Genomic DNA, 25,348 nt, shown 5'->3' with positions numbered 1-25,348 from the left:
CGCACATGGCCGGAACCTCCCGCGACATGACCGCCGAACGTCCGGGCGGCACCAGCCCCGTCTACGGCATCTACGGACCTGTGAACACCGACGCCGCCACCTTGCCCGACCTGTTGTCCGGCGGCGCCGTCATCCGGCAGATCCCCGTATCGGTCCTGCTGGCCCTGGAATCAGGCAGCAGCGCACTACGCGATGAGGCACTGGACCGCGTCGCCGCAGCGGGCGAAGGGCTGCCGCTGACGACTGCGACCTGCCTGGACGACTACTGGAACACCTCACTGCACATCCTCAACGACGACACCGCGTACGGCCCGCTGGCTGCCAGTCGATGCATCACCGTCGACAAGGCAACCACCTACGACCGGCTCACCGCAGCCGGAGTGCAGGTGCCCGACTACTTCTACAGCAACCTCAGCCCGCAACTGATCGACAACGCGATCGCGGCCTACGGACCGCGGCCGGTGCTCAAACCCGCGACCGGAACCAGTTCGCTGGGGGTGTACCGCTACCGCGACGACCTGAGCCCGGCCGACAACCTGGCCTACTACCGGATTCTGCTGCGAATGGGCAACGTCCCGGCAACTTCCAACATCATCGCCATGCGCTACGTCGGCGGGGCCGAAGGCATGGAGATCAGCGCCGAGATCACGATGGGCGCCGGTCGGGTGATCAGTCTCGTCGTTCACGAGAAGCTGACCTCGACCCAGGTCCACCCCTTCGTCGATCGGGCCATGGTGTCACCGCCGGTCCACCCGAAGATCATTGACGCTCTACCTGATCTGCGCGGACACGCCGAACGTATCGCCGCGGCGCTCGGCGTCGTCCACGGCGTCCTGCACGCCGAACTGCGTCTCGACGGCGACGTCTGGCAGGCGCTGGACATCGCCGTTCGGCCAGGTGGGGGACTGATCGCGCACTCGGTGCAGGCGATCACCGGGATCGACCCGCGGGTGTGCCACATCTTGGCCGGTCTCGGGCAGCCGGTCAGCGACCAGGCCCGCAACGACGCAGCCGCGGCCCACAACGCGACTTGCATCGCCTGCTGCTACACCCCTTCCGCGAGGCGAGCTCAGGTCACTTTCGCGAACCAGGCGCAGGTGGCGGCAGACTTCCGCGGCGCAACCGACGTCATCGGCTGGCACATCAACGCCGCCGAGGTCGTCGACGCCCTGTTCGAACCCGACGCCGGCCTGTCAGTCGGAGTCGGGGCGCCCGCTCCGCAGGCGGCGTTGACCCGTCTTCGGGCGCTCGTCGAGCCGCACGGCTACACCGCGGCCTGACCAGCACAATGAGCCGATCCCATCCGAACGATTGAGGAAGACATGCCCACGACCCTGCACCACCTCGCCCTGACCGCCGTCGACCTGAGCAAGTCGGGGCAGTTCTTCGACGCCCTCCTGGCGCCTTTGGGCTACGCCCCGGCCCACAACTCCGAGCGGCTGCGCACCTGGACCGGACCGAGTCCGGAGATCCTGCTCTACCGACCCGAAGGCGACGACCTCACCCCGCACACCCACGGCCGACCGGGTCTGCAGCACGCTGCTTTCGCCGTCGCCGACCAGCAGACGGTGCTCGATGTCCACAAGGCGGTCGTGGCCGGAGGCTGGACGGTCGTCCACGAGCCACGCGAGTACCCCGAGTACGCGCCGGGGTACTTCGCCGTGTTCGTTGCTTGTCCCTCCGGCCTGCGCGTCGAGGTCTGCCATGTGCCGACCCCGACGCACTGACCGAGGTTGCGACGCGTAAGCGACTGCATCGCGCACCACCTCGAGCCGACAGGACCTGCTGACCTGCGGTGCTTGCCCGCCCTCTGGGGCCTTCCGGGGCACCAGAGGGCGGGCCGAAGGCAGAGTCAGAACATTCTCAAGCGCTGTCACCGCAGCGCACGGCATTGCTGCCGGACGGGGCCGGGCGCGCGACCGAGAGGTCTCACTGGCGTCGGCTGCAGGCCGCATCGGCCGTCCTGTACGTCGGCCAGGCGCCGTTGCTTGGACTGCGTGAAGTGGCTGCTGGGCCGATGGCCCCATAGCGAGGTCGCGGCAAACACATGATCGATAGCAGTGCCGTGCGAGTGGTGCGGGCTGGCGGTTGACGGACCGATACCAGCTAGGTCAACGGCAGCCGGTAGAACACCTTTGATTCGCTGATCTCTACGCCGATGGCCCGGTAGAACTCGAGGGCGGCGGGGTTGTCGGCGTCCGCCGTCCATTCGACTCGGCTGCATCCGGCGCCGCGTGCTGCCGCGATCACATCGTCGATCAGCGCCCTGGCTACTCCGCGCCGCCGCGCGCCTTCGACGACGAACAGCTCCTTGAGGTACATCGAGCGGGTGGTCACCGCAGCGGGCCACAGCAATGAGCAGCTGGCGAACCCTGCCGGTTTCCCGTCGACGTGAGCGAGCAGCACCGTCGGCCTGGCATGGCCGGTGAAGACGAAGTCGTGGATCTGCGCGACGCGGGTGTCGAGCGGCTCGAGTTCGGTTGCGCCGTAGTACCGGTCGACCTCGTTGAGCAGCATGGCGATCGTTTCGGCGTCGTCGCTCGTCGTGTGCCTGACCTCGATCATTGGCGCGCTCCTGCGGTGGTGCGTTCGCGCAGCAGTTGACTGGCTTCACGGTATGCGGCGTGGGATCTTGCAGCTGCCGGGACAAGATACAGGACCCGGCCGAACCTGTCGGTGATCAGTCCGGCTGACCGCTGCGTGGTGAGAGACCTGATGACGGCAGTGACCGTGTGGAGGGCGTGCGTGGGCTCGCCGCTATGGATGAGGCTCTCGGCGTGGTCGAGCTCGATCAGGGTGCGGTCGAGGTAGTCGTCGGCAGGGTACAGGGTGAGAGCGCGTTGGTGTTCTTGCCTAGCCATGGTGTGCAGCCCGAGGGCGGTCAGTGCGTTGCCTCGGTGAAATGCGAGTTGTGCATGGTCGTAGCCGAACGCTGATCGGATGGCTTCGGTTGGATCGAGGCGGTCGGTTAGCTCGATGGCGGCATCGAGCGCCGAGAGCGCGCCACGGTGGTCGCCTACGGCAGCGTGCGCTCTGGCCAGCAGTGCCGCAGCCAGTGCCGCGCCGACGCCAGTGCCGCGCGCTCGCGCGCGTTCGGCGAGGGTGAGCGCCGAGGCTATGTCGGCGTGGTAGAACGCGGCATACGCGTGCTGCGCGTCGATCCATGACTGTAGTTGCGGGCTGGTCGATTCGTCGGTGAGCTGGTTGGCGGTGGCGAACCAGTGCTCGCTACGGTGCCGGTCGCCGGTTTTGAGCAGAGTCAGCGCGGTGAGGCCGGCGATGCGTGCGGTGTTGTGACGTAGCTCGAGCCGGTGCCGTGCGGGAATCCGGTTGTCGTTGATCAGCGGTGCGAGCTGCACGGTGCCGCTGACGAGCTGGTCGGCGAGGACATCTGGCGACTCGCTTCGGGTTGCCCGACCCAGTTGATCGACGCGGTCATTCCATGCGGTTACCATGTCCTGGCTGACGCCGGTGCTGGCCGCTTGCAGTAGTTGGTGAGCGAGGTCGAGCTCGGTGGTGGGGCCGGATGGTGGCGGCTGCCGATGATGGCTGAGGCCCATGAGTTCGCGTGGCACGTGCAGACCGTCGGCGACGCGTGTGAGGACCTCGTAGGCCGTGACGCGTTGGGTGCCGTGGGAGATGGCGCGGATCCGTGTCTCACTGAGACCGGCCATGGCGGCGATGACATGTCGGCTGAAGCCTCGGCTGCGAAGGAATCGAAAGATCGCTCCCAGGTCGTGCTTCTGCAGGAAATGGTCGAGGGGTACGCCTTCGAAGGTCTCGCGAGTCCACCAGGTTGGGTCGGGGTGGCGCGCTGTCATAGTTCACCGCCTCTGGGAAGTGCACCGGCACCGGTCGGGTCTGGACGTTGACGGTAGGTGGTCCAACATGGATCCCCACTGTGGGCTGGTGAGCCTACCCAGGGAAGCGTCACCATCGACCTGCGCCACACCGGGCACCCAGCAACCATATCGTTGGCAGTTGATCGACTGGGCCGATTCCGAAGCAGTCGCTGAAGGTGAGGAACCCATGCGAGGCTGCCGCCGACGTCACCGGGGATCAGAAGCTGAAGGCGTGCCGCGAAAACAACCGGTTTCAAGACCGCCGCATCGCAGATCTGGAAGCCCTCATCCTTGCCACACAGGCCACCGGGCACCACCGACCACAGGTCGAGCCCGCGGCCTCTGTGCAAACTTGACCGGCCAGAGTCGCAACCACACCGTGAAAGAAGTTCGCAGGTCCGGCAGGGTCATAATTTTCAGTTCGGACCAGGTTTCAGAAGGGAGCAAGCCGTGATCGATTCTCGTAGTGGCGTCTGGTGGACCAATATCGATCCAGGTAAGCGTGTGCCAGGCACACTGGTGCGAACCTCCGACGCATGGCAGTTGGATCTCGTTGGCACACTGGCACCCGCGCAAGAAGTCCACGAACTGCAGGACGTTGATCAACTAGCCCTCGTCCCGCCGACGACCATCTATGGCGCCTGCCTGGGAACTCGCTACACGTTGCGACACGCCAACCTGGAAAGCACGAAGGAACCAGGACGTCACTTCGACGTTCCCCAAGACGACCGCGACCAGGCCGACGATCAACACTCGCAGCGCTGGCGAGGATATGAGCTCCTCGAGGGTGACTGCCTGCCTAACGATGCTCTCATTGTGCGCGCTCAATTCGAGCTGACCGGGCTGGCTGCCTGGTGGCCATATGGCGGTTTTCGAGGTGAGAATGCAGAACGTAGCCGACAGCCTGACTACGATGGAGCGGAGCCCTCGACTATCGACTGCGGTAACGGTCTAGTCCTCACGATCGGCTCCCTGGTTGCAAGAACTGAGGGTGTCCGTTCAAGGTTGGTCGAGGAACGCGTCGTGATCGACCTTGAGCAACCCCACGGGCTTACCCTCGATACCCTGCAGCAAGAGATCGTGATGCCACTGTGCGTATTGCTGGGAATCGCCTTGCATGAGCGTGTCGTGCATTTCAACCTCAGACTTCAGCCGCAATACGGCGAACACGACCCGACCTGGACACTTCCCATTCGCGTAGACCCGGACGTGGTTGATGCCGTCGCGGAATCAAACCCGTACCGCCATGGGCTGATGTTCACAGCCAGGGACATTGACCTTGCGACAGTCATTCCACGATGGTTTCTTCTCGCTCAACGGAATCTTGTGCCTTTCGATGTTGCCGATCAGTCGCGAGCAGAGAATGCGTCTTTGTCGAGCAGGGTCGTCGAGGTCGTGAACGCGGCGGAAACACTCCATCGAACCAGCCACGATCAGCCAGCCGATTTCCCATTCGCAAGTGAGGTTTGGGAAGCGCTCAAGACAACGAGCCTGGCGAGATCGAAACGCGAGAAGGTGCGTTCGGCGGTAAAGTTGACCGAGACGACCCTTGAAGGCCGCTTGCTACAGCTGGTACAGGCGCTCGGACGAGAGCCCTGCGAGTGGCTCCTAAATGGTCGGCACGCCGCCTGGGCAGTCGCCGCAAGCACGGTGCGAAACGCCCTAAGCCATGGATATCCCACTGCGCATCGAGTAGAGCAGGACCACGGAGCTCAGATCGCGATCGTCTACACGACCCTTGCGATCATCCGCCTACGCCTCCTGATCGAAGCTGGAATCCCGAACGGCACCAAGCTGCTCAAGATGATTCAGCAGGACCGGCACTATGTTGCTCTCGCGAATCAGCACGTTACCGACTGGGCCCAGCTTGAAGCGAGGATCAGCGGCCGTGAGTCCGTGGCCAATCCGGGGCGCAAAGAGGTACCCACCGTCGGCGCCGTCGCGGACATGTCCGTGACGCAAATACCCACGCCGAGCTCGAGTGACGCCGTCGATGGTCGGTAAACTCGACGAACTCGGCGGCTATCCCGGTGCGATGATCAAGCATCTGATCGATGCCGTCGGCGCCAACGGCGTGGCGCACATGGCGGATCTGACTCCTCGCGTGCGAGCACTTCGACCGCCGCCCTGGTGTACGTCGACGATCATGGCACAGAGGTTTTCGTGCACCGGCGTCATGGTGTGGTCGCTCGAACGCCGCAGGGCCCGGCTGGCAGGCTCGCGCTGTGGACTGTGCACATTCCCCATGGGTACGAGACACCGGTCGCTGCGATGTCTCCTGAAGTGGCCGAGGCGTGGCACGCGCAGTGGGCGCAGGACTCGGTCTTCGCCCAGTTCGGCCGTAGGTACCGCCAGCGCCGCCCGCAGTGAGGCCGCCGGCGGGGTCGTCGGTCGCCGGCAGATGACTGCCGAGCGCCGTGCTCGCGAATGGTTGAGCGCCGTTGCTCGCACCCTGATCGTCTCTAGCTCGGATTAACGCACGAAGCTGCTTGCCGCGGCTGAGGCCAGCAGTGGGTTCGTGCCTGGTCAGCATGGGGGTCCGTCGTAGACGCCCATGATGGGCTGGTGGCCGCATCGGCGATACGTCAGTGGACGGCGGTCGATCTGCCCCGCGCGCCCGTCGGGAGCCGCACGGGTCTGCGTGGGCGACTTCGTATGGCGACGTGCAGGCACCAGGTGAGGGGAGTAGGTGATGGCGGTGGTGACCGCACCTGCTCGCCAGCTACCGCTGTCTACATGCCGCGTTGGGTCTGTCGCCCCATTCGTGCTCGCCGCGTACACCTGCGCTCACTGGGCAGGAGGAACAGCAGCTCATCGGCGGGGGCTGGCAGGCGACCGAGACCGGTGACGAGAACTGGCACGTCGAGCTGGCCTGGCCGATCAGCACCAGCCAAGCCGAGCAGGCCGCGCGGCTGCTGCGGCAGACCATCCAGTTGGTGCTGCGCGCAGCCGAACCTGGCCTGGTCCAGACCAGCCGCGGCTACGCCCATGGCGCCGATCCACGACGACATCACGGATGACCGTTCGCCTCAGCCAGTCGCGTCGCGAACATGCGAGAGCGGCGCCGTCGAGGCGCCCGTACTCGGCTGCGCTGCGATCGCGAGCGCTGCCGGTCCTTCCGCGGCCATATGCTGCGCCGGTTCGGCGGCGGATGGAGGCTCGACGCACCGTCGCGATCAGGGTCCGCGGGTACGAAAGCCACTCGCGAGGTGCTCGCGAGCCTGTGTTGCACACGTGGCACCCGACAGGCGGACCAGTTACGGCTTGTCTGCGGGCTCGCCCAGCAGGTACCGCACGATGACGCAGTCGCCCTCGTGGCTGACCTGCGCCAAGTGCATCCGCCTTCCGGAGCCGAAGGGGAACGCCGCATCGCCGGCCAGCCGCGGGGCGCTGCTGTCACCGACGAAGAACGGCGCGATCGACAGGCGTATCTCATCGACGAGGCCATCGGCCAGGAACTGGGTATGGACCGTGCTGCCGCCCTCGATCATGAGCCGGCGGATCCCGCGCCGGTGAAGATCGGCCAGGACCTTCGGCAACGAGATCGGATCACCGGCGCCGACGATGTGGGCGACGGCACCGAGGCGCTGCCCGGCGGTGCCGGCCGCGGCGTCCGGAACGTAGACGATCTTGTCGCAGTCACCGGTGGTGAAGAACGGCAACTGCGGGTCGAGGTCGATGCTTCGGCTGATCGTCACCTTCGCCGGTGTCTCCGGCAGGCCGTCGGCGAGGCGCTTTTGCCGCAGCTGAGCCGAGCGGACCATCAGGCGCGGGTTGTCGGCGCGCAGCGTCGACGCGCCTACGAGGATCGCGTCAACGCCGGCGCGTAGCTCGTCAACCGCGGCGAAGTCCTCCGGGCTCGACAGCAGCAGACGCTGGGCGCTGGAGTCATCGAGGTAGCCGTCGACGGACACGGCGGCTTTGAGCAGTACGTAAGGTCGGTCGGTCACGGAGGGCTCCCGGGCAGGCAGGCGGTGATGAGTCGGCGTGTGACATCGGTGATGGTGTGCATGTCGGCGCAGTGTTCCAGGGCGGCGAAGTCGGCCTCGGCGATCCAGCTGCGCAGGCTCACATCTGTGCGCATGAGCAGGTAAGCGCGTTGTGCTGCTCCGCCGGAGGCGTTGAGCGGCAGCAGGCGGGTGCCGCCCTCCAGTGCGAGGTCTATCTCGTCATGGGTGCCGCGGCCGCCTCCGACGATCACGGCCAGGCGGACGTCTCTGACGACATTGGCGTGGCCGAAGATCCCCACGGTGCGCCGTAGATGCGCGGGGCGGTAGTTGTTGGCGATGTAGGTCATCACCTCGACTCCCACGCCGACAGGTCCGTGCAGGACCTCGAGCTGTCCGTCGCGTAGGGTCTCGGCCAGCGACTGGACGCTGACGTCGATGACCCCTTCGTTGGTACCTGGCCGGTGGCGGCTGCCGCAGATCGCGATCCGGGGACGCACGGACATCGACGCCGGGCTGATGCTGGCTATGTCGTCGTCGGCGGTACCGAGGCCCATCATGGCGCGCGGAATGGTCAGGCCTTCGGCGATCCGTTCCAGTACGTCGTAGGCGGTCACCTGCTGTTGGCCCTGCGATATGGCCCGGACGCGGTTCTCCGCCAGTCCGGTCTGTGCCGCGATCGACGCACGCGTGATGCCGCGTGAGCGAAGGAAGAGGAACAGCGAGGTGACATCCCGCTGGCGCAGCACGTCAGCCAGCGGCACGCCGTTCCAGCTGGCCTCGCTCCACCATCGAGGGTCGATGTCCCGCGCTGGCACCTTGTCACCTCCGGTGTCGACGCAGTCCTATGGTCGGCGCGGCGTGTGAGTGACTCATGGCTGGCGTCCATGGCCGCACAGGTGCCAGCCTTGCCGCGATCATGCCGGGGTCATGTTAGACCGCAGACCGGCCGCTGGCCAGAGGCTACGCCGGCCAGCGCCCGGTCGTAGCGGAGGCTCCGCCGCGGCTGACGGCTGCGTTGAACTGGGCAAACGCGCCCTTCGGCGCGGACGGCGTGAGCCCAGCCCATCGTAGGGGTCCACGATGGACCCCCATGGTAGGGGCTCACCGTGGATCTACCGCGGCCTCTTTAACGCGACCATCATCGTCGCTTAGCCGCGTTGATCTGGCAGGTCACCGCCTGACAGCCGGTCGCGGCAATTGGTCGATGCCCGTGACAGTCACGGGGCTACTGAGCCGAGACGGGAGACACACGATGTTCGCGCCTACCGACGGCTGTGTCCACTGGCCGTCCGGCGGTGTGGCCACGATGCGAGGAGCAGGTACTTCGCCTGCTGCCGAACCCGTGTCGCGAGCATCGGACGAGCGGGGCGGTGCCATCACGTCCCTGGCCGGACGACCAGACGCTGTAGCCGGTGGCCGCTTCAGCGGCGATGCCGTTCTCGTCGGCCGGCCTGGAGGGCTCGAAGTCAACTGGGGGAGGGGTCAAGCATGAGCGTGATGCTGCGATTGGCGCGTAGGGTCATCCTGCGCCAGCGACGGCCGCCGTCATCGGCGGTGACCGTCTACGCGGTTCGGATGGACTGGGCCGACAGAACACACCAGTTCGTGGACCGACGGTCCTCGCCTGAGCGTGCGCTGCTGGCCGCTGCGCGGCTGCGCGCCTACTGGAGGCGAAGTCCGGTCCGTCCGACGCTCAGCGTGGCGGCGCTGAGCGAGCACGAGTTCGCACTGCACCGTCGCCGCCGTGACTGCCGGTCGCCGGACTGCGCCGTCGCGGCGTCGGTCGAGAGCCGTTCGGTGGTGGCGTGATGGCGCGTGTGACGCTGGCGCAGGGCCGGATCGGCCCGGTCGGCTTGTTCATCATGGCAGTGGTGGCATCGTCGCCGTTGACAGTGCAGGTCGGTGGTATCCCCACGATGTATGCCGCGACGGGGGTCGTCGGTGTCCCGCTGGCCTTCGTGCTGGTCGCCGGCGTGCTGTACGTGATCGGTATCGGGTATGTGGGGGCTGCGGGGCATTTGAGCCATGCGGCGCCGCTGTACGCGCTGATGGGCCGGGGCCTGTCCCCGGTCGCGGGGGTCGCTGCGGGGCTGTGCGCGCTGATGGGCTACCTGGCGATCGGGACGTCGCTGTACGGGCTGCTGGGTTCGACCATGGCAGGCATGACCGGGTTCGGCCCGTGGTGGGTCTGGTCTCTGGCGGCGCTGGTCGTCGTCGCGGTGCTCGGCCTGGTGGGCGGGCTGGGCAACGTGTGGATCCTGGGGTTCCTGCTGGCGCTGGAACTCGCGGTGATCGTGTTCTACGTGATCACGGCGCTGTCGCAGCGGCCGGGGCCGCTGACTTTCGAGGCGTTCTCGCCGGCGGCGCTGCTGGTACCAGGTCTGGCCGGTGTGATCGCGTTCGCGATGGCGGCGTTCGTCGGTGTGGAGACGGTCCCGGCGTACGCCGAGGAAGCGCGCGGGGGTGCACCGAGCATCCGCCGGGCGATGCTGGCCGCGATCGGGTTCGCCGGGGTGTTCTACGCCCTAGGCGCATGGGCGATGGCCATGCAGGCCGGCCCGGGCGGGGTGGCGAAGATCGGCTCGGATGCTGCGGGTGGACCGCTGCAGACGCTGAGCACCGTGTTCGGGCCCTCCATCGGCTGGCTGACGACGATGCTGCTGATGACCAGTGTCGGGGCGGCGATGTCGAGCTTCCACCAGGCCGGCACGCGATACCTGTTCGCGATGGCCCGAGAGCAGGTCCTGCCTAGATATCTGGCCACGACGAGCAGGTCCGGTGAGACACCCGTCGCGGCGTCGCTGACCCAGACCATCCTGGCCGGGCTGGTCATCGCCGGGTTCGCCGTTTCAGGCGCCGACCCGCTCGCGGTGATGTTCACGTGGCTGTCGACTGGTGGTGCGGTGATGCTGCTGGCGCTGCTGGTCGTGGCGTGCGCCGCGGTGCACCGGTTCTTCGCCACCGGTCAGGGCACAAACGACAGCGTGCTGGTACGCCGCATCGCGCCGATCAGCGGGTGCGTACTCGGGTTCCTGCTGATGGCGATGATGCTGGCCAACCTCGGCTCGCTGCTCGGCCTGGCGCCAGGTTCGCGGGGCTGGCTGCTGCTGCCCGCGCTCGCGGTGGCGGTGCTGCTGGCCGGCCTGGGATGGGGTGCGGTGATGCGTGCGGTCCGGCCCGCGGCGCTGGCCGCGGTCGGCCGGGTCGTGGCCGATCCGGTCACCTCGCCTGCGCGCCGACTGAGCAAGCTGGTGATGTGACATGACCGCCAGGCACACCCACACCGACCAGGCGCAGCCCGCGCAGGCAGCACCAGCCGGCGCGGCGGCGGACGCAGCCCAGGACAAGAGGCCCGACGACAACACGCTGTATGCCGACTGGCGCTACCAAGCGGCCGAGCGGGTCCAGATGATGGGCGCCCACTTCAAGATCAATGCGTGGGAGCAGCGGTTCAGTCAGGACAAACTCGCACCACACGCGCTGGGATACCTGTACCTGCAGCACGACCGGCGACGCAGGAAGTTCTTCGAGGTAGCGGCGGCGTGGCACCTGTGGTTGGACCACCCGGACGTGCGGGTCCTGCCGCGGCTGCTGTTCGAGCTGCATCACCAGTTCGCGCCCCGCGCGGCGGGGGTGGGCTTCGACATCCGCGAGGAACTGTCGGTCGGCCACGACAAACACATGGCCTCCGACATCGGGGCCGTGTACGCGGGCCTGGCGGTGATCAGCCTGGACACCGCCCCCGGCACCGATAGCCCGACCGGGACGTGGGAGAAGGTGCAGCGCACGGCCCGCTCACCGCTGGACGTTCCTGCGGTGAGCCGGATTGTGCTGACCGACAAGACGACGATGGTCTGCTATCACGGCACCCGGGCGGAGTACAACGCGTTCACGGTGCAGTCCACTCATCCGGTGAGGCCGGCGTCCGGGTCGCGGCTGTTCGAAGCTTACTCGGTGGATCGCCAGCGGATGCTCGCCGATGCCGGCCATGGTGAGGTGCTGCGTTGGGCGGGGGAGCTGTCGGACACCCTGGCCCAGGCCGACAACGGCCGCATCACGGCGCTCAAGGCCGCCGCACACGCCAACACCAGTCGGCAGGGACGGCGGCAAGCATGAACACAGCCGAGCCGCGTGATCTCAAGCCGGTTTGGGAGCAGCTGGGTCGGCAGTATGCCGACGACGGGCGCATGAACCTCGGTTTTCCCGGCGCCACCGACATCACCTACGAGGACCTCGCGCATCTGTGGTCGGGGAGCCTGCTGAACAACATCGGGTCCCCGTACGACGGCGGCCACGGCCGCAACCACACCAAGGACCTCGAGGTGCAGGTCGTGAACATGGTCGCCGACATCGTGGGCGCCCCGGCCAGCCGGTGGGGTTACGTGACCGACGGGGCGACCGAGGGCACCGAGCACGCGCTGCTTGATGCCCGGCGTCGCTTCCCCGACGCGGTGATCTACGCCTCGGCAGCCGGACATTACATGCTCGGCGAGCTCGCGGAGAAGCTGATGATGCCGCTGGTGGTCATCGGCGTCGATGACGGCGGCGGTATCGACGTGGCGGATCTGGCGGGAGAACTGGCCAGGCGCCGGGACCGGGCGGCGGTGATCGTGGCGGTGGCGGGCACGACGATGACAGAGGCTGTCGACGATGTTCCGGCGATCGTCGCCGCGTGCGACCGGCTGTCGATCACCCGCCGCCGGATCCACGTCGACGCCGCGCTGTCGGGCCTGCCGCTGGCCCTCGTCCCGGTCGACGGCGTCCCGCGGGTCGACTTCAGCGTCCGCGGAGTGACCTCGACGGTGGTGTCGGGCCACAAGTTCCTGTCAACCTTGGAGCCCTGCGGGGTCCTGGTGTACCGAGACCAGCCGTTGGCGGCGGCCGCGGGCCGGGTCTCGTACACGGGCACGGCGTCGGTGACCCTGGCTGGCAGTCGTTCCGGGCACACCACGCTGAAGCTGTACAAGTCTCTGGCTGGGCTGGGTACGGAGGCGCACCGGGCGCGGGTGCGGGCCTGCCGCGACACCGCCGCCTACGCCTGCGAGCGGCTGCGGCGTATCGGGGTGGACGCTAACCGGCATCCGCACGCGTTCACGGTCTTCTTCCCGCCGCCACCGCCGGAGTTGGCCCAGCGGTGGGTCGTGCCCGCCGACGACCGCTGTGCCCATCTGATCTGCATGCCGCAGGTCACCAGGTCGGATGTCGACCGTTTCGTGGCCGATTGGCAGGCGCTGGTCGGCCGGAGGCGAGGGCTGCTCGGAGCGCGAAGGCCCGCGATGGCCGCGAGCTGACAGGTACATCGTGACGTTATCGGCCGTGCCCACCGCCTGGGCGCGGCAGCATCGGCGCCGCGCCATAGGCGGTCAGCCGGTGCCGGGGTGCGGCAGCGAGCCTCCCGCTCTGCCACACCCCGCGGCTCGGGCCGGCGGCCCGGCAGGGCGCTGCGCCAGCGCTTGGTCCCGAAACCGGGTCCGCCGGTCTGAGCCATCACCTGCACCACCCGACACCCGACTGAAAGGGACTCCCGACGTGCTACGCGAACGCAACCTGCCAAGACGTGGTGGAGGCGCGCCGGACCCTGGGGGTGAGCGGCGCGGGCGGAGGAAATAAGGGGTCTCCGCCGCGGCCCAGGCCGAAAGGCAGCCCTCGCTAGGGACACAGGGCGAGCGGTTGCCGGGGGCGGCCTGGGCCGTACACGCCACACCTACCGGTTCGAGAGACGAGGAGAGGACATGTCGACGGGGTCACCTCGCAGCAGCTGGCAGGGTTCGCGCCGCTGCTGTACTGCGCCGGCTGCCGCCGCCGGATGCGCGAACTCACCGGCGGCCCGCAGCGGGTGTTCCAGTGCGCGCCGGGTTGCCGGCGCCAGCCTGTCGACGCGGTCTGGCTGGAGGAGCAGGTCGTGCGGGCGCTGGCGGGCAGGGTGCCGCTGGTGCGAGCGGCCGAAGCGATCACGGCGATCACCGTCGCACGACACGGCCCGGCAGGTGTGGGCGTGCGTTGGCGAAACGACCGCTGGATCGGCCGCCAGCCCGATATGCGGGCGCGCCCGACGACGGTGTTCGTGCCGGCGCGCAGATCTCGCGCATGAGCGTCGAGTAACGCGGCCAGGTCCAAAGGTTTTGATCATCGATCGAGATGGGGGTACGTCATGATGTCGAGTCCACCGGCGGCATCGCCGCAGGCGCTGTTGCGCCGACTGCTATCCGGTGTCGCGCGGGTGTTCGTCGTGCCGGTCAGCGCCGACGGGCTGCTGCTGCTGCATCGTCACGAGAGCGAACGGCACTGTTGCTGGACGTACCCGACGATGCAGCGCGGCACGATGCGCACCGACCCGGCCACCATCGCGCGGCGGCTACTGCGCGAAGAACTCGGCGCCGAGTCGGGCGGGTTACGGCTGGTGCACGTCCTGCCTGCGGCGCGCACCCACGCCCGCTCCGCGGTCTACGCCGCCAGCCTGGACCTGCCCGCCGCGGAGATCCTCGCCGCTCGTGAGGCGACCGGGACCTCCCGCCGCGCCCTGCAGGCGCTGGCGGTCACCGCGGAGACCCTGGCCGCGCTCGACGTGCGCCCACTGGCGATCAACGACCTGATGACCACCGGCGGCATCCCGGCGCAGACCCTGCTGTCCCTGCCCGACCCCGCCTCCACCGTCAACCAGCCCGGTTAGCGAGTCCCTGCACGGCATCCGTGTGCGGCTGCGCCTTGCCCGGACAGCGGGCTCAGGCACCAAGCCGCCGAAGCCCTAGGCGCTCATCCGGATCCGACTACGGGCGGCCGTAACCACGCATAGAACTTTCGCATTGGAGTGTCATGGGTACCGGTACCGGCAACAGTCTGCTCGACTACGAGCGCACAGCGCAGCGTCCCGAGTGGGAGCACCTGCCCGAACAGCTGCGGGCGGCGATCACCGACCGGCTGGGTAGCCCCGTCACCAGTGCGGTGTCGCGTACCAGCGGTTTCAGCGACGGGTTCGCCTCTGTCCTGACGACCGCCGACTGCGGCTCCTACTTCATCAAGGCCACCAGCGCGACGTCGTCGGCGGCGCAGCTGTATCAGGCCGAGGCGCAGTTCGCCGCGGCGCTGCCAGTGGCGGTGCCAGCGCCGAAGTTCCTGTGGAGTGCGGAGCTGGCCGGGCATGTGGTGCTGTGCTTCGTCGCGGTCGTCGGCCGCATCCCGCAGCTGCCCTGGAGCGCAGACGAGCTGCGGGCGGCGTTGCGCGCCCAGACCGCGGTCGCCGCGAGCCTGGCCGACCCGCCCGCCCGGCTGGCGGACCTGGTGACGACATCGTTCTCCCAGACCGCCCGCGACAGGTACGCCAACTGGGCGGCGATCGCCGCGGGCCAGGTCCCGATGCCCGACGTCCCGTCGTGGGCGAGCGAGCAGCTGGGGCTCCTGGTCGGTCTGGAAGCGCGGCTGCCCGGGCTGACCGTCGGTGCGACCAGCCTCATCCACTACGACATACGCGCCGACAATCTGCTGGTCCTCAACCGCTACAACTGGACCCTGGTCACCGACTGGGCGTGGGTCATGCGCGGGCCGTCGTGGGTCGACACCGTCGCCCTGCTGATCGGCGCCAGCGACCGTCCCGACGTCGACCAGCTGCTGGCCGAGCACCCGACGGCCGCCGGAATTCCAGCACAGGGCGTGGAGGCGATGCTGGCCGCCTACGCCGGATACCTGCTCGTCCACGGCCGCGCCGAACCGAACCCCGCCTCGCCGCACCTGGCCGCGCACCGCCGCCAGTCCGGCCTGGCCGCCCTCGGTTGGCTGCAGCGCCGACTCGAGCACTGAACCAATCACCTGACCGGTCAGCCCGACCCCTTACGGACTGAAGGACCTGCCGTGACACAGACATCACAAACACCGACCGCTGCCGACACCACCGTGCTACAGCCGCCACGCCCCCGCACGGCCGGTGATGCCGCACTGCCGGAGATGCGCACCATGTGGTGGGAGACCGGCATGCGCGCCCGCGCCGACGCCGGCTTGCTGGCCGTGTTCGCCGAGATCCCGCAGCTGATCCGCACCGCCCTGGGCATCGCCTGGCGCGCCGACCGCGCCCGCACCCTGACCGTGGCCGGCGCGACCGTCGGCGCCGGGATCCTGTCCGCGCTCGGGCTGCTGGCCACCCAGCGGGTCCTGGTCGAGCTGTTCGCAGCCGGGCCGACCCCAGACCGGGTCTGGGCGGCGCTGCCCGCGTTGATCATGCTGGCCGCCACCGCCGCGACCCGTGCCGGGCTGAGCATCGTGACCGGGTTCGCGCAGAACGGGCTCAGCCCCCGCGTCGACCGCGACGTCGAGCGGCGCCTGTTCGAAGCCACCACCAGTGTGCGGTTGGCGGCGTTCGACGCCGACGCGTTCGCCGACGACATGGAACGCGCCGGCCGCGGAAGCAGCTCCGTCATCGGCCTGGTCCAGGGAACCCTCAACCTGATGGCCGGCCTATCGGGAATCATCGCGGTCACCGCGGCGGTCGTGGTGATCGAGCCGGTGCTGCTGGCAGCGCTACTGGTCGCGACGGTACCCAACGTTTGGGCTGCGCTATCGGCAGGGCACCAGCGCTACCGCACCTACATCGCCGGCTCAGTACGCCGCCGCCGACTCGGGGTCCTGCACCGGCTCATGGCCGAACGCGACAGTGCCGCCGAACTGCGCTCCTACGGCCTGCGCAGGTTCCTGCTGGCCCAGTACGACCAGGTAATGGGCGCCGAAACGAAGATCCAGCTGGACCTGGCGCGGCGGGTCACGATCACCACCACGATCGGATCGTTGACCTCCGGCATCGCCTCCACGGCCGTGTATGTGCTGCTCGGCGTGCTGCTGCTCGACGGTGGCATTCCCCTGGCCGCGGCGGCGACGTGCGTGATCGCGGTGCAAACTGCTCAACGGCATCTGTCCATGGCGGCATGGCAGGTCGATCGGGTCTACGACGAGGGTGTCCACGTCCGCGACTATCAGAACTTCCTGGCACGTTCGCGCCAGCACATGCCCGACACCCGCGGCAGCCACCAGAGCGCGCCGCTGGACGAGCTGCACCTGGACAAGGTGAGCTTCGCGTTCCCCGACCGCGACACCCCAGCGGTGGCCGATGTCAGCTTGACGATCCGCCGCGGGCAGACGATCGCCCTGGTGGGGGAGAACGGCAGCGGCAAGTCGACGCTCGCAGCCGTGATCGCCGGGCTGCGCGAGCCCGACAGCGGCAGCATCAGCTGGAACGGCCGCGACTACGCCGAACACGACCTCGACGGGCTGCGCGGACGGATCGCCGTGGTCCGGCAGGACTTCTACAAGTGGCCGCTGTCGGTCGTCACAAACATCGCGCTGGGCGACATCGACGCCGACGCCGACCCTGACCGGATCCATGAAGCCGCCGGGCGCGCTGTCGCCCACCCGGTGATCGCCGGCCTGCCGCACGGATACGAGACGCTGCTGGACCGCACGTTCGCCGACGGCCAGGACCTTTCCGGAGGACAGTGGCAGCGGATCACCTCCGCTCGCGGGCTGTACCGCGACGCCGACCTGCTCGTGATGGACGAGCCGTCTTCTGCGCTGGATCCCCGCGCCGAAGACGCCCTGTTCCAGGCGATCCGGGACCGGCAGGGCCAGCGGACCACGATCCTGATCACGCACCGGCTGGCCAACATCCGTCACGCCGACCTCATCGTCGTCATGCACGATGGCCGGATCGTGCAGTCCGGCAGCCATGACGAGCTGATCGCCGACGGCGGCCTCTATAGCGAGCTCTACACATTGCAGGCCCGGGGCTACGCCGAGGCGGTGTCATGATGGCAGACCGGCGGGTCGTCGAACACGATCAGAGCTGGGCGGTGCTGGCTGCGGCGCATATCGCCGGGGTGCGTGACGCCCTGAGCGGCCTGGTGACGCAGGTCGAGCACGTCGGCCCGACTGCGGTCGCCGGGCTGCCCGCGGATCCGGTGATCGGGATCGCCGCCAGGCTCGATGCGACGGCGAACGTGAGCACGCTGATGCGGCTGGCGACGGTCGCCGGTTGGGCCTTCGACGGTGACCTGGGCGCCGACGGCGGCCTGGTGTTCACCAGGCACCATGCCGGGTTGACGGTGCGGCTGCACGTGATCGGCGCGTTCCAGCCGCTATGGGATCGGCTGCTGGGCGTACGCGACACACTGCGCGCCGATGCGGACCTGGCCGCCCGGTACAGCCACCTCATCCGCGACGGATTGCGGTATCCGGGTGCCGCGCAGCAGCTTCTGGTACAGATCGCCGACCGCTACGGACCGGCCGAGCAGATGCCGGTGGTGAACCGGGTCCGGGCGGCTCTGTTCACTCCCGCAGAACGGATCCTGCTCGTGCGGCGCACCAAGCCAGGCGAGCCGATTCACTGGGTGCTGCCCGGTGGGGGAATCGAGCTCGGCGATGCAGGCTTGGAGGACACGGCACTGCGGGAGGTCCGGGAGGAGACAGGCGGCCACGCCCGGTTGCACCGGCTGATCCACGTCGCGGTCGTCGCCGGGACCGCGCATGCGATCTTCCTCGGCCGCATCGACCAGTGGGACGAGTCGGCACGTACGGGCCCAGAGCTGGCGGACGCGTCCCGTGGCGGCTACCACCTCGACGAACTCGACCCTCGCGATCCGGTGTTCGCCCGCGGGCTGGTCTGGCCGTTGCCGACCGCGCAGTGGCTGGTCGAACACATCACCGCCGGCACCGACCTGTTCACACTGCCCGACCTGCGTGACCAGGAACCCCCGCGATGGGCACCGCGACCTGCCAGAACCAGCAGCCCGGGAGGCCGGTGATGACGTTCACGCTCAACCCGCGTATCCGCGCGGTCCTGGAAGCCGCCTACGGCCTGCGGGTAGGACGCATTCGGCGGGTCTGGGCAGGCACCCAGACCGACAACCTGCGTGCGGAACTCGCCGACGACACCAGCCGCTTCGTCAAGATCTACCGCACGGGTGGCGACCTCACCTACGAACGGCAGATCCTCGACGCAACCATGTACCTGGCCCAGGCGGGCGTGCCCACGACCAGGCTAGTCCGGACCACGAGTGGCGAGCGGATGCACGTCGAGGCGGATCTGGCGGTATCGGTGTGGCTGTGGACCGACGCGACCAGCCCCGCAGTGCTCAATGTCAGGCAGGCTGCGGCGCTGGGCCGGGCCACCGCGGGACTGCATCACGTCCTGGACGGGCTGGCTGCGCAGCGGCTTCCCGTCAGCGCCGAACGGTGCCGCACTACCCTGCCCGCGCAGGCCCAGGCCCGCTGCGAGCATCTGCTCGACCTGATCAGCGCGCGGGTGTTCACCGACCGCACCGACCACGCCAACATCGCGCGCCTGCGTCAGCGCATCACCGACCTCGACCACGTCGGTCGGCTGCAGGACGGTCTGGCGCCGCTGCGGCTACGGCCGGCCCACGGCGACCTGGTCACCCCGAACACCCTGTTCGCCGGCGACCAGTTGGCCGCGATCATCGACCTGCGGCTACAGCACGCCGATCGGGGCCGGGAACTGGGCCGGATGGCATTCGACCCGCACACCGTCGCCCACCGCGACGACTGGCAGCAGATCTCTCTCGCGGCGGTGGCTGCCTACCTGGAAGCAGGCGGCCCGGCGACCGGCGACGAGGTTCGCAACTGCGCCCGCCTTGCCCTGCTGCACGCCCTACTGAGCACCTACGGGGTCGAGGAGCGGTACCTCGCGCCGCGGCCGGCGCGGATCCAGAAGAGCCTCGACCGCTACTGGGCCGACCGGCACCTGTTCACCCGGCGCCTGCTGCAGCACCTGCCCCAGGTCGAGCAGCAGCTCACCGGGCTGGCCGCCGGTATGCACAGCCACGGTCGCGCGGCTATCACCGGGGCGGTCCGGTGAGCGTTCTCGCCGACGCCCGCACACGTCTGCACCGCGCCGTCAGGAGCATGCAATGAGTACCGTCGTCCTGATCACCGGAGTGTCCGGCACCGGCAAGTCCGCGCTGGCCAGGCACCTGACCGCCCGAGGCGAGCATGTGATCAGCCTCGACGCCCAGCCCGGTCTGTGCCGCTGGGAGGACCCGACCGGCCGCCCGGTAGTCCGCCCTGAGCAGCCCGACATCGGATGGCTGCGCCGCCACCACTGGAACTGGCGCCCCGCCGTGCTGGACATGCTGATCGGGCAGCTGCGTAGTGCTGACCTCGACCGGGTGTTCGTGTGCGGGACCGCGGCGAACATGGCGCTGTTGACCGACCGGTTCGATCTGATCTTCGCGCTCGACGTCGACCTCGAGATCATGCTGGCCCGCCTTCGCCACCCCGAGCGCGGCAACGACTTCGGCCGCGCCGGTGCCAGCCGCCAACTGCTTGCCGAGCGGTTCGCCACCGACCGTGCCGCCACAAGCCGGCTGGCACACGTGGTCATCAACGCCACCGATCCGCTGACGGTCGTCGCGAACGCCATCCGCGGCTACACCGCCATCTGCCAACTCCAGCCGGTCGCCGCCTGAACCAGCCGCCGCTAGCTGTGCTGAGCGAGCCGCGATGCCGCTGTTGCCCGGCCTGCGGTCTGCGCCGTTGTGGCGTCATGAAACCGCATCCGTTCACCCTGACCTGCGCCCGGAAGGATTCGACATGGTTGACCCGGCTCATCGGCCGTTGCCAGCCGGCGTAGCCGCGATGCTTGCCGATCGTGGGTTCGCCGGCAGGGACGTGCTGCACGTCAGCGACAAGGTCGTGGTCGTGGCCGGCGTCTGGGAGGGCGAGCAAGCCGTCGCCAAGATCCGTGTCGGTGACGACGGCTACTGGGGTGTGCGTCAGCAGGCCGAACGCCGTGTCTATGCGGCGCTGGCGGAGCAGGAAGCAGGCGTGCGCACCGCGCGGCTGCTGTACTGCGACGACCGGATGATCGTCCTGGAGCGGCTTGCCGGCACGGCGGCCGGAACCGGCCGCTATCCGGCCGATGTCACCACGGCGGGTGCGGCGGCGGTGATGGACGCCCTGACGTGCCTGCACGCATGGCGTCCGACCTACCAGGCCCTCGACGCGTTCCCGGGCACACGCCTGAACGTGCACCGCGCCCTGGCCAACGCGGGCCTGGCCGACCGTGACGCCCACGCCGTCGACATCCTGCACGCCCGCAGCACCCGACTGCGCGTCGAACACGGCGACCCGCTCGCGGGCAATTTCCTGCTCGATGGCGGCCGGGCCGCGGTGCTGGACCTCGAGCACGCGGGCTGGCATCTGCCCGGAACCGACTGGGCCTTGATGACCCTGCTGTGGGCACCGCGGCAGCCTGACCTGCGCGGCCTGCTGCAGGCCGCAGTCGATCGTGACCGGGTCCACGACGGCTACGCCGTCGCGCTGATCGCCTACGCCTGCCACGAACTGGCCCTGCATCAAACATTCGGCGCCCACACCTCTAACCGACGACGAACGGTGCTTAACACCAACCTCAGCCACGCCCGCGAGATCCTGCACGCCACCCTGGAAAAGCCCTCACCATGAACCCCGGCGCCATACCGCTCTGCCGAGGCTGCGCTGTACGCCGACCGGGCCGCCGGTGCCAGGCCTGCGTCAGGACGGCCACACCCACTCGCGAAATAGATGACCGCGTTCCTGCTTAGGCGCACTCACCGAGAAAGCCGATCTGATGCTCGCCCCTCGTCGTTGCGCCACCGTCGCCTTTGCCGCGGTGGCCGCGCTGGTACTGCTGACCGGCGTCTTGCAACACATCGCGTCGCTGAAGCTGGCAGCGCTGTGGATCGCCCTGCTGCTGATGGCCGCAGCATCCGCCGGCTGGCGGCTGCTCGGCCGCCTCTACCTCGACCGGTTCGGGGCGCCGACCGGGCTACCCGTGCTGGCGGGCGGCCGGGTCGAGAGCCGGGGCATGTTCAGGATCCTCCCGGGCCACGAGCCCTCGCGCGGGAAGCAACAACCCGGCCCTCGTCCCGGCCGCCCGTCAGTCCCTCAGAAGGCCCCGCGTCGCCGCTGCCGGTGAGGTCTCTTGATCAGGCAAGCCGACACGCCTACGCCAGCGTGTCGGCGGAGTAGGCCACCTCACCCGCGATGCAAACTTCACCCACCAGACGCACGTACGCCGGAGGCCGCATGATCCGCCACCTGACCGTTTCCGCGATCATTCTTCGCGACGATCACGTCCTGCTGGTCGAACACCGCAAGAGCGGCCTGTTCCTCCCGCCGGGCGGCCATCTCGACGATCATGAACTGCCTACCGACGCCATCCATCGAGAAGTCATGGAGGAAGTCGGTCTCACCGTCGAGATCTACGCCAGGAAACAGTTCAGCCACCCCGTGGTAGCGACGCTCGAACCGCCGTTGACCATTTTGGTGATCGACAATGTCGCGGACCCAGCCGTCGGGCCGCATACCCACATCGACCTTGTCTACGTCTGCCGGCCGACCTCGTCGAATGTCACGCTCAACCCCAACGAAGTCGACGGATACCACTGGGTTGCACTGGCCGATGTCGCAGACCTGCCAACCCCACCGGAACTCCCGTCGCTCATCCTGGCGGCCGCCAAGTACGCCGAGACCGCCGAGTTCTAACTAGTCAGTCGCGCCGCTGAGCGCGCTACTGCTTGGCCTTCGCCGCCGTCAGGGACAGGTTCCCGGCCAGCGCCTGCTGGTCATCATCGCGCTTGCGGAATGGCCTGGTCGCGGCACCATTGAATCAGCTGCACTCCGCGATACTTCGAGGGTGATCACTCCCATTCTTCAGACCACCGTCTTCGTCCGTTCCGCTGACCGAACCCAAGTGCTGCTAATGCATCGCAACAAGTGGTCGCAGGACATTCACTTCGGCAAGTACCTCAGCCTCGGCGGTCACGTCGAGCCCGACGAGGACATTCTGACCTGCGCCCGCCGAGAGGTCTACGAAGAATCCGGCCTCACCGCTACCGACCTGACACTCCGTGGAACGGTCATGTGGACCGGCTTCGGCCACGACCGCATCAACGCCCTGTGCTTTATCTTCCGAGCCGACGTTTTCGCAGGCACACCACATAACGGCAACGAAGAAGGAACCCTTGAGTGGGTGCCGATGGACGAACTGGACGGCCGCCCGATGTGGGAAAGCGACCGCCTGTGGCTGCCCATGGTCTTCGACACCAACACGAAGCCGTTCTACGGCGTAATGCCATATGACGGCCACGAGATGCTCAGTTGGTCCTTCCAGCGGTGATCTCAGTTGCTGTCGCCGCCGCTTCCTCGTCGTCACCGCCATTCGGCGTAAAGGGGCATCGGAGGGCCTGCGCCCCGCTCGGCTGTGACCCGAACCCCCAGCCTGAGCTGAGCCGGTCTTGCCGTCGTTGCCTCCTGCGGGCGGGAGAAGTCGCAGTTAGGCGGTGTCTCGAAGTCGTGTAGCCACTCGTTGGGTGGACTGTCCGGCGTGCTCGCTTTATCCCGCGGCCGCCAGGAAATCCGAGTAGAACAGGCCCAGGCCGGCCGCCACGCAGACGCCGGCCACGGTCCAGAACCGGACCACGATATTGACCTCGCTCCACCCGGCCAGGTCGAAATGGTGGTGCAGCGGCACCATCCGGAAGACACGTCTGCCGGTGGTCCGGAACGAGACGATCTGGATCACCCAGGTGGTCACGATGATGACGAAGAGCCCGCCGATAACGATCGACAGCAGCGTGGTGCGGGTTGCCACCGCGAGACCGCCGATCAGGGCACCGAGCCCGAGCGAGCCCACGTCACCCATGTAGATCCGCGCCGGGGACGTGTTCCACCACAGGAAGCCCACGCAGGCACCGGCGGCCGCCGCCGCGATCATGACGATCTCCAGGGGATCCCGGACCTGGTAGCAGTAGTCGTTCACGCGGACGTACGCGTCGTCGGCGCACCAGTGCCGGTACTGCCAGAAGCCGATCAGCGCGTATGCGCCGAACACCAGGGCCGACGCGCCGGTAGCCAGGCCGTCGAGGCCGTCGGTGAGGTTCACGCCGTTTGACATCGCCGTGATCACGAAGACGAACACGATCACCGAGCCGACCTTGCCGACGTTCAGCCAGCTGATGTCGCGGATGAGCGAGATGTGCTCGCTGGCCACAGTCTGGCCGTTGGTGCTGGCCGCATAGAGCGCGGCGATGCCGAACCCGCCGCCGACGATCGCCTGGCCGAGCAGCTTGCCTTTGGCGGACAGGCCGTCGGAGCTGCGCCGGCGCACCTTGAGGAAGTCGTCGAGGAAGCCGACCCCGCCGCAGAAGACGAACAGCCCGAGCAGGACCAGGGCCGTCATGGTCGGGCCCTCCTGCGCGATCTGCCGTTCGGGCAGGGTCATCAGGGTGATGTGCCCGGCCAGGTAGGCGAAGACGGTCGCCACGATGAAGGCGACGCCGCCCATCGTCGGCGTGGCCTTCTTGCCCTGGTTGCTGGCGAGCCCGAGGGATCGGATCGGCTGGCCGGCCTTGAGCGCGGTGAAGACGCGGACCGCGACCGGGGTGCCGAACAGGGAGATGATGAACGCGACCGCGGCCGCGACGATGACTGCCCTCACTGGCGGGCCGCCACGAGATCCGTATTTCTCACGGCGTCCCCATCGCGGCCGAAAACCTCGCCGAAGTACCAGGCCTCCAAGGTCGCCGAGTGCTTGACCAGGCCGAGGAGGTTGGTGCCGTCGCCGTCAGGGGACGCCGCACGTCGTGCTCGGACAGGCCGTCGAGCTTCCGCACCAGCGCCTGACGTGTCGATCTGAGCTGGTGGTGCAGGTGGTCCTTCACGAGATCATCGATCACGGGACGTGAGCTTGCCATCCGGCAGCAAGCAGGGCAGCCTGCGCACTTTGCGACACCGCCTGGAGGTGCGGGCCGCGTGGGACGGCTCGACAGGGGCGCTGAAGCAGGCTGCCGTGACCGCCCTCGCCGTCAGATGACACGCCGCGATGGTCAGGAGTACACGCGTACGAACCGGAGCTAAGCTGTCGGCCGGACAACCTGACCCGGAGGACCCTGTGCCTGTGATCGGGACGCTCATCGCCGAAAGCCTGGCAGCAGATGGGGTTCTGGACGTGCCCCTGACGCTGCGCCGGCTACAGCGGATTGTCATCTCCAACCCGGCTCCCGGCCAGCCCGAGTGTAGGTTCTCTGGTTCCGTGTCCTTTTCTCACAGCGAATGTCGTGGGGTTGTCGTATGACGGTTAAGGATGTCCAGCGCGGTATCGGACCGGCGACGGTGGTGGGCACGCTGGTGGCGGAGAGTCTTGCTCCAGGCGCTGTAGTCGATCTTCCGATTGTGATTCGCCGGATCCACAGGGTTAGGGCAGGCAGTGCGGTTGACCGCGTTGGTGGACAGCCTGAGGTGTGGACTTTGCTGGACTTTACGTGCGATGAGGGTCTTGGGGACGAGCTCGCGGCGCAGTTGTCCGTCGGGTTGCTGCCGGGTCCGTGGTACGCGGACTGGACGGTGGGGCCGGCGAAGCAGGTCGTGTTCGCGGGCAGGATTTTCAAGGTCGATCGGCAGGATGCGGTGGGGCTCGCGGCGGTCAGGGAGTACGCCCGCGCTGTCGGTGTGCCCGAGGCGCAGCTGGACTGGGCCCAGTAGCTGTGTCCAGGGTTCACCCGTTCAGGTGTACTCCAA

At 68.2% G+C, this 25,348-nt stretch carries 25 protein-coding genes and 1 pseudogene; 20 read left to right on the top strand and 6 right to left on the bottom strand.

The features are described 5' to 3' along the window. Positions 1 to 5: 5 nt before the first annotated feature. Positions 6 to 1,280, top strand: a complete 1,275-nt coding sequence (locus tag FLL47_RS14495) for an ATP-grasp domain-containing protein (protein WP_144121049.1) — start codon at positions 6 to 8, stop codon at positions 1,278 to 1,280. A 42-nt stretch (positions 1,281 to 1,322) separates the two neighbouring features. Then, positions 1,323 to 1,727: a VOC family protein gene (locus FLL47_RS14490; RefSeq protein WP_144121048.1), complete on the top strand. Its 405-nt coding sequence runs from the start codon at positions 1,323 to 1,325 to the stop codon at positions 1,725 to 1,727. 379 nt (positions 1,728 to 2,106) lie between these two features. On the opposite strand, the gene FLL47_RS14485 is transcribed toward FLL47_RS14490, so the two are convergent. Further along, a complete protein-coding gene (locus FLL47_RS14485; RefSeq protein ID WP_144121047.1) occupies positions 2,107 to 2,565 on the bottom strand; it encodes a GNAT family N-acetyltransferase in 459 nt (152 codons plus the stop codon). Then, a complete protein-coding gene (locus FLL47_RS14480) occupies positions 2,562 to 3,821 on the bottom strand; it encodes an NsdA family TPR-like regulatory protein (protein ID WP_144121046.1) in 1,260 nt (419 codons plus the stop codon). Before FLL47_RS14480 ends, FLL47_RS14485 begins: the two co-directional genes overlap by 4 nt. Before the next feature lie 471 nt (positions 3,822 to 4,292). Here FLL47_RS14480 and FLL47_RS14475 point away from each other — a divergent pair, with 471 nt between their 5' ends. Then, positions 4,293 to 5,846, top strand: a complete 1,554-nt coding sequence (locus tag FLL47_RS14475; RefSeq protein ID WP_144121045.1) for a HEPN domain-containing protein — start codon at positions 4,293 to 4,295, stop codon at positions 5,844 to 5,846. 740 nt (positions 5,847 to 6,586) lie between these two features. Continuing rightward, on the top strand, positions 6,587 to 6,862 hold the full coding sequence (locus tag FLL47_RS14470) for a TY-Chap domain-containing protein (RefSeq protein ID WP_144121044.1): 276 nt from the start codon (positions 6,587 to 6,589) through the stop codon (positions 6,860 to 6,862). A 237-nt stretch (positions 6,863 to 7,099) separates the two neighbouring features. Here FLL47_RS14470 and FLL47_RS14465 read toward each other — a convergent pair whose 3' ends face one another. Together FLL47_RS14465 and FLL47_RS14460 are read right to left on the bottom strand one after the other, a co-directional pair. After that, positions 7,100 to 7,792 carry a RibD family protein gene (locus FLL47_RS14465; RefSeq protein WP_144121043.1) on the bottom strand — a complete coding sequence of 231 codons (693 nt, stop codon included), beginning with the start codon at positions 7,790 to 7,792 and terminating at the stop codon, positions 7,100 to 7,102. Continuing rightward, a complete protein-coding gene (locus tag FLL47_RS14460) occupies positions 7,789 to 8,607 on the bottom strand; it encodes a hypothetical protein (RefSeq protein ID WP_144121042.1) in 819 nt (272 codons plus the stop codon). The genes FLL47_RS14465 and FLL47_RS14460 overlap by 4 nt, the downstream gene beginning before the upstream one ends. Before the next feature lie 673 nt (positions 8,608 to 9,280). Between FLL47_RS14460 and FLL47_RS14455 the strand changes: the two genes are divergently transcribed. The 15 genes from FLL47_RS14455 (at position 9,281) to FLL47_RS14380 (ending at position 22,949) form a co-directional block, all read left to right on the top strand. After that, complete coding sequence (locus FLL47_RS14455) at positions 9,281 to 9,601, top strand: hypothetical protein (protein ID WP_144121041.1); 321 nt, start codon at positions 9,281 to 9,283, stop codon at positions 9,599 to 9,601. Then, positions 9,601 to 11,052, top strand: a complete 1,452-nt coding sequence (locus FLL47_RS14450) for an APC family permease (protein WP_144121040.1) — start codon at positions 9,601 to 9,603, stop codon at positions 11,050 to 11,052. The genes FLL47_RS14455 and FLL47_RS14450 overlap by 1 nt, the downstream gene beginning before the upstream one ends. Position 11,053: 1 nt before the next feature. Beyond that, positions 11,054 to 11,908, top strand: coding sequence for a hypothetical protein (locus tag FLL47_RS14445; RefSeq protein ID WP_144121039.1), 855 nt, complete (start codon positions 11,054 to 11,056; stop codon positions 11,906 to 11,908). Further along, a complete protein-coding gene (locus FLL47_RS14440) occupies positions 11,905 to 13,083 on the top strand; it encodes a pyridoxal-dependent decarboxylase (RefSeq protein WP_144121038.1) in 1,179 nt (392 codons plus the stop codon). Before FLL47_RS14445 ends, FLL47_RS14440 begins: the two co-directional genes overlap by 4 nt. A 515-nt stretch (positions 13,084 to 13,598) precedes the next feature. Beyond that, on the top strand, positions 13,599 to 13,883 hold the full coding sequence (locus tag FLL47_RS14430) for a hypothetical protein (RefSeq protein ID WP_186315736.1): 285 nt from the start codon (positions 13,599 to 13,601) through the stop codon (positions 13,881 to 13,883). A 63-nt stretch (positions 13,884 to 13,946) separates the two neighbouring features. Beyond that, positions 13,947 to 14,462, top strand: a complete 516-nt coding sequence (locus FLL47_RS14425; RefSeq protein ID WP_144121035.1) for an NUDIX hydrolase — start codon at positions 13,947 to 13,949, stop codon at positions 14,460 to 14,462. A 143-nt stretch (positions 14,463 to 14,605) separates the two neighbouring features. Next, positions 14,606 to 15,586 (top strand): phosphotransferase, encoded by a 981-nt coding sequence (locus FLL47_RS14420; protein WP_144121034.1) that lies wholly within the window; start codon positions 14,606 to 14,608, stop codon positions 15,584 to 15,586. Between the two features lie 153 nt (positions 15,587 to 15,739). Next, a complete protein-coding gene (locus tag FLL47_RS14415; protein ID WP_144121066.1) occupies positions 15,740 to 17,581 on the top strand; it encodes an ABC transporter ATP-binding protein in 1,842 nt (613 codons plus the stop codon). Next, positions 17,581 to 18,573 carry a GrpB family protein gene (locus tag FLL47_RS14410; RefSeq protein ID WP_186315735.1) on the top strand — a complete coding sequence of 331 codons (993 nt, stop codon included), beginning with the start codon at positions 17,581 to 17,583 and terminating at the stop codon, positions 18,571 to 18,573. Before FLL47_RS14415 ends, FLL47_RS14410 begins: the two co-directional genes overlap by 1 nt. Then, positions 18,573 to 19,646 carry a phosphotransferase enzyme family protein gene (locus FLL47_RS14405; RefSeq protein WP_144121032.1) on the top strand — a complete coding sequence of 358 codons (1,074 nt, stop codon included), beginning with the start codon at positions 18,573 to 18,575 and terminating at the stop codon, positions 19,644 to 19,646. Before FLL47_RS14410 ends, FLL47_RS14405 begins: the two co-directional genes overlap by 1 nt. A gap of 52 nt (positions 19,647 to 19,698) precedes the next feature. After that, a complete protein-coding gene (locus FLL47_RS14400; protein ID WP_144121031.1) occupies positions 19,699 to 20,256 on the top strand; it encodes an AAA family ATPase in 558 nt (185 codons plus the stop codon). Positions 20,257 to 20,290: 34 nt separating this feature from the next. Next, the gene (locus tag FLL47_RS14395; RefSeq protein WP_144121030.1) at positions 20,291 to 21,253 is read left to right on the top strand and encodes a phosphotransferase; all 963 of its coding nucleotides are present in this window, start codon (positions 20,291 to 20,293) and stop codon (positions 21,251 to 21,253) included. Positions 21,254 to 21,398: 145 nt separating this feature from the next. Next, positions 21,399 to 21,746 (top strand): hypothetical protein, encoded by a 348-nt coding sequence (locus FLL47_RS14390; RefSeq protein ID WP_144121029.1) that lies wholly within the window; start codon positions 21,399 to 21,401, stop codon positions 21,744 to 21,746. A gap of 110 nt (positions 21,747 to 21,856) precedes the next feature. After that, positions 21,857 to 22,315, top strand: coding sequence for an NUDIX hydrolase (locus tag FLL47_RS14385; protein WP_186315734.1), 459 nt, complete (start codon positions 21,857 to 21,859; stop codon positions 22,313 to 22,315). A gap of 151 nt (positions 22,316 to 22,466) precedes the next feature. Beyond that, entirely contained in the window at positions 22,467 to 22,949 is a 483-nt protein-coding gene (locus FLL47_RS14380) for an NUDIX hydrolase (protein WP_144121027.1), read from the top strand. 216 nt (positions 22,950 to 23,165) lie between these two features. On the opposite strand, the gene mraY is transcribed toward FLL47_RS14380, so the two are convergent. Then, positions 23,166 to 24,269, bottom strand: coding sequence for a phospho-N-acetylmuramoyl-pentapeptide-transferase (mraY, locus tag FLL47_RS14375; protein WP_144121026.1), 1,104 nt, complete (start codon positions 24,267 to 24,269; stop codon positions 23,166 to 23,168). Positions 24,270 to 24,313: 44 nt separating this feature from the next. Next, a pseudogene (locus FLL47_RS14370) lies at positions 24,314 to 24,507 on the bottom strand (mycothiol transferase); the annotation flags it as partial. Between the two features lie 394 nt (positions 24,508 to 24,901). Between FLL47_RS14370 and FLL47_RS14365 the strand changes: the two are divergent. Next, positions 24,902 to 25,312 carry a hypothetical protein gene (locus tag FLL47_RS14365; RefSeq protein WP_144121025.1) on the top strand — a complete coding sequence of 137 codons (411 nt, stop codon included), beginning with the start codon at positions 24,902 to 24,904 and terminating at the stop codon, positions 25,310 to 25,312. Positions 25,313 to 25,348: the final 36 nt, after the last annotated feature.

The organism is Catellatospora sichuanensis (genome assembly GCF_007483665.1).
Lineage (GTDB): Bacteria > Actinomycetota > Actinomycetes > Mycobacteriales > Micromonosporaceae > Catellatospora > Catellatospora sichuanensis.
The sequence above is the reverse complement of the archived record's forward strand: the minus strand, read 5'-3'. Positions and strand labels throughout refer to the sequence as shown.

What these genes read in the sequence shown, in the direction of transcription:
- FLL47_RS14480 (WP_144121046.1), bottom strand. Translation starts at nt 3,821, where the DNA reads ATGACAGCGCGCCACCCCGACCCAACCTGGTGGACTCGCGAGACCTTC.
- FLL47_RS14495 (WP_144121049.1), top strand. Translation starts at nt 6, where the DNA reads ATGGCCGGAACCTCCCGCGACATGACCGCCGAACGTCCGGGCGGCACC.
- FLL47_RS14485 (WP_144121047.1), bottom strand. Translation starts at nt 2,565, where the DNA reads ATGATCGAGGTCAGGCACACGACGAGCGACGACGCCGAAACGATCGCC.
- FLL47_RS14440 (WP_144121038.1), top strand. Translation starts at nt 11,905, where the DNA reads ATGAACACAGCCGAGCCGCGTGATCTCAAGCCGGTTTGGGAGCAGCTG.
- FLL47_RS14490 (WP_144121048.1), top strand. Translation starts at nt 1,323, where the DNA reads ATGCCCACGACCCTGCACCACCTCGCCCTGACCGCCGTCGACCTGAGC.
- FLL47_RS14395 (WP_144121030.1), top strand. Translation starts at nt 20,291, where the DNA reads ATGCCGCTGTTGCCCGGCCTGCGGTCTGCGCCGTTGTGGCGTCATGAA.
- FLL47_RS14430 (WP_186315736.1), top strand. Translation starts at nt 13,599, where the DNA reads ATGCGCGAACTCACCGGCGGCCCGCAGCGGGTGTTCCAGTGCGCGCCG.
- FLL47_RS14405 (WP_144121032.1), top strand. Translation starts at nt 18,573, where the DNA reads ATGACGTTCACGCTCAACCCGCGTATCCGCGCGGTCCTGGAAGCCGCC.
- FLL47_RS14410 (WP_186315735.1), top strand. Translation starts at nt 17,581, where the DNA reads ATGGCAGACCGGCGGGTCGTCGAACACGATCAGAGCTGGGCGGTGCTG.
- FLL47_RS14455 (WP_144121041.1), top strand. Translation starts at nt 9,281, where the DNA reads ATGAGCGTGATGCTGCGATTGGCGCGTAGGGTCATCCTGCGCCAGCGA.
- FLL47_RS14385 (WP_186315734.1), top strand. Translation starts at nt 21,857, where the DNA reads ATGATCCGCCACCTGACCGTTTCCGCGATCATTCTTCGCGACGATCAC.
- FLL47_RS14390 (WP_144121029.1), top strand. Translation starts at nt 21,399, where the DNA reads ATGCTCGCCCCTCGTCGTTGCGCCACCGTCGCCTTTGCCGCGGTGGCC.
- FLL47_RS14420 (WP_144121034.1), top strand. Translation starts at nt 14,606, where the DNA reads ATGGGTACCGGTACCGGCAACAGTCTGCTCGACTACGAGCGCACAGCG.
- FLL47_RS14445 (WP_144121039.1), top strand. Translation starts at nt 11,054, where the DNA reads ATGACCGCCAGGCACACCCACACCGACCAGGCGCAGCCCGCGCAGGCA.
- FLL47_RS14425 (WP_144121035.1), top strand. Translation starts at nt 13,947, where the DNA reads ATGTCGAGTCCACCGGCGGCATCGCCGCAGGCGCTGTTGCGCCGACTG.
- FLL47_RS14450 (WP_144121040.1), top strand. Translation starts at nt 9,601, where the DNA reads ATGGCGCGTGTGACGCTGGCGCAGGGCCGGATCGGCCCGGTCGGCTTG.
- FLL47_RS14365 (WP_144121025.1), top strand. Translation starts at nt 24,902, where the DNA reads ATGACGGTTAAGGATGTCCAGCGCGGTATCGGACCGGCGACGGTGGTG.
- FLL47_RS14400 (WP_144121031.1), top strand. Translation starts at nt 19,699, where the DNA reads ATGAGTACCGTCGTCCTGATCACCGGAGTGTCCGGCACCGGCAAGTCC.
- FLL47_RS14415 (WP_144121066.1), top strand. Translation starts at nt 15,740, where the DNA reads ATGTGGTGGGAGACCGGCATGCGCGCCCGCGCCGACGCCGGCTTGCTG.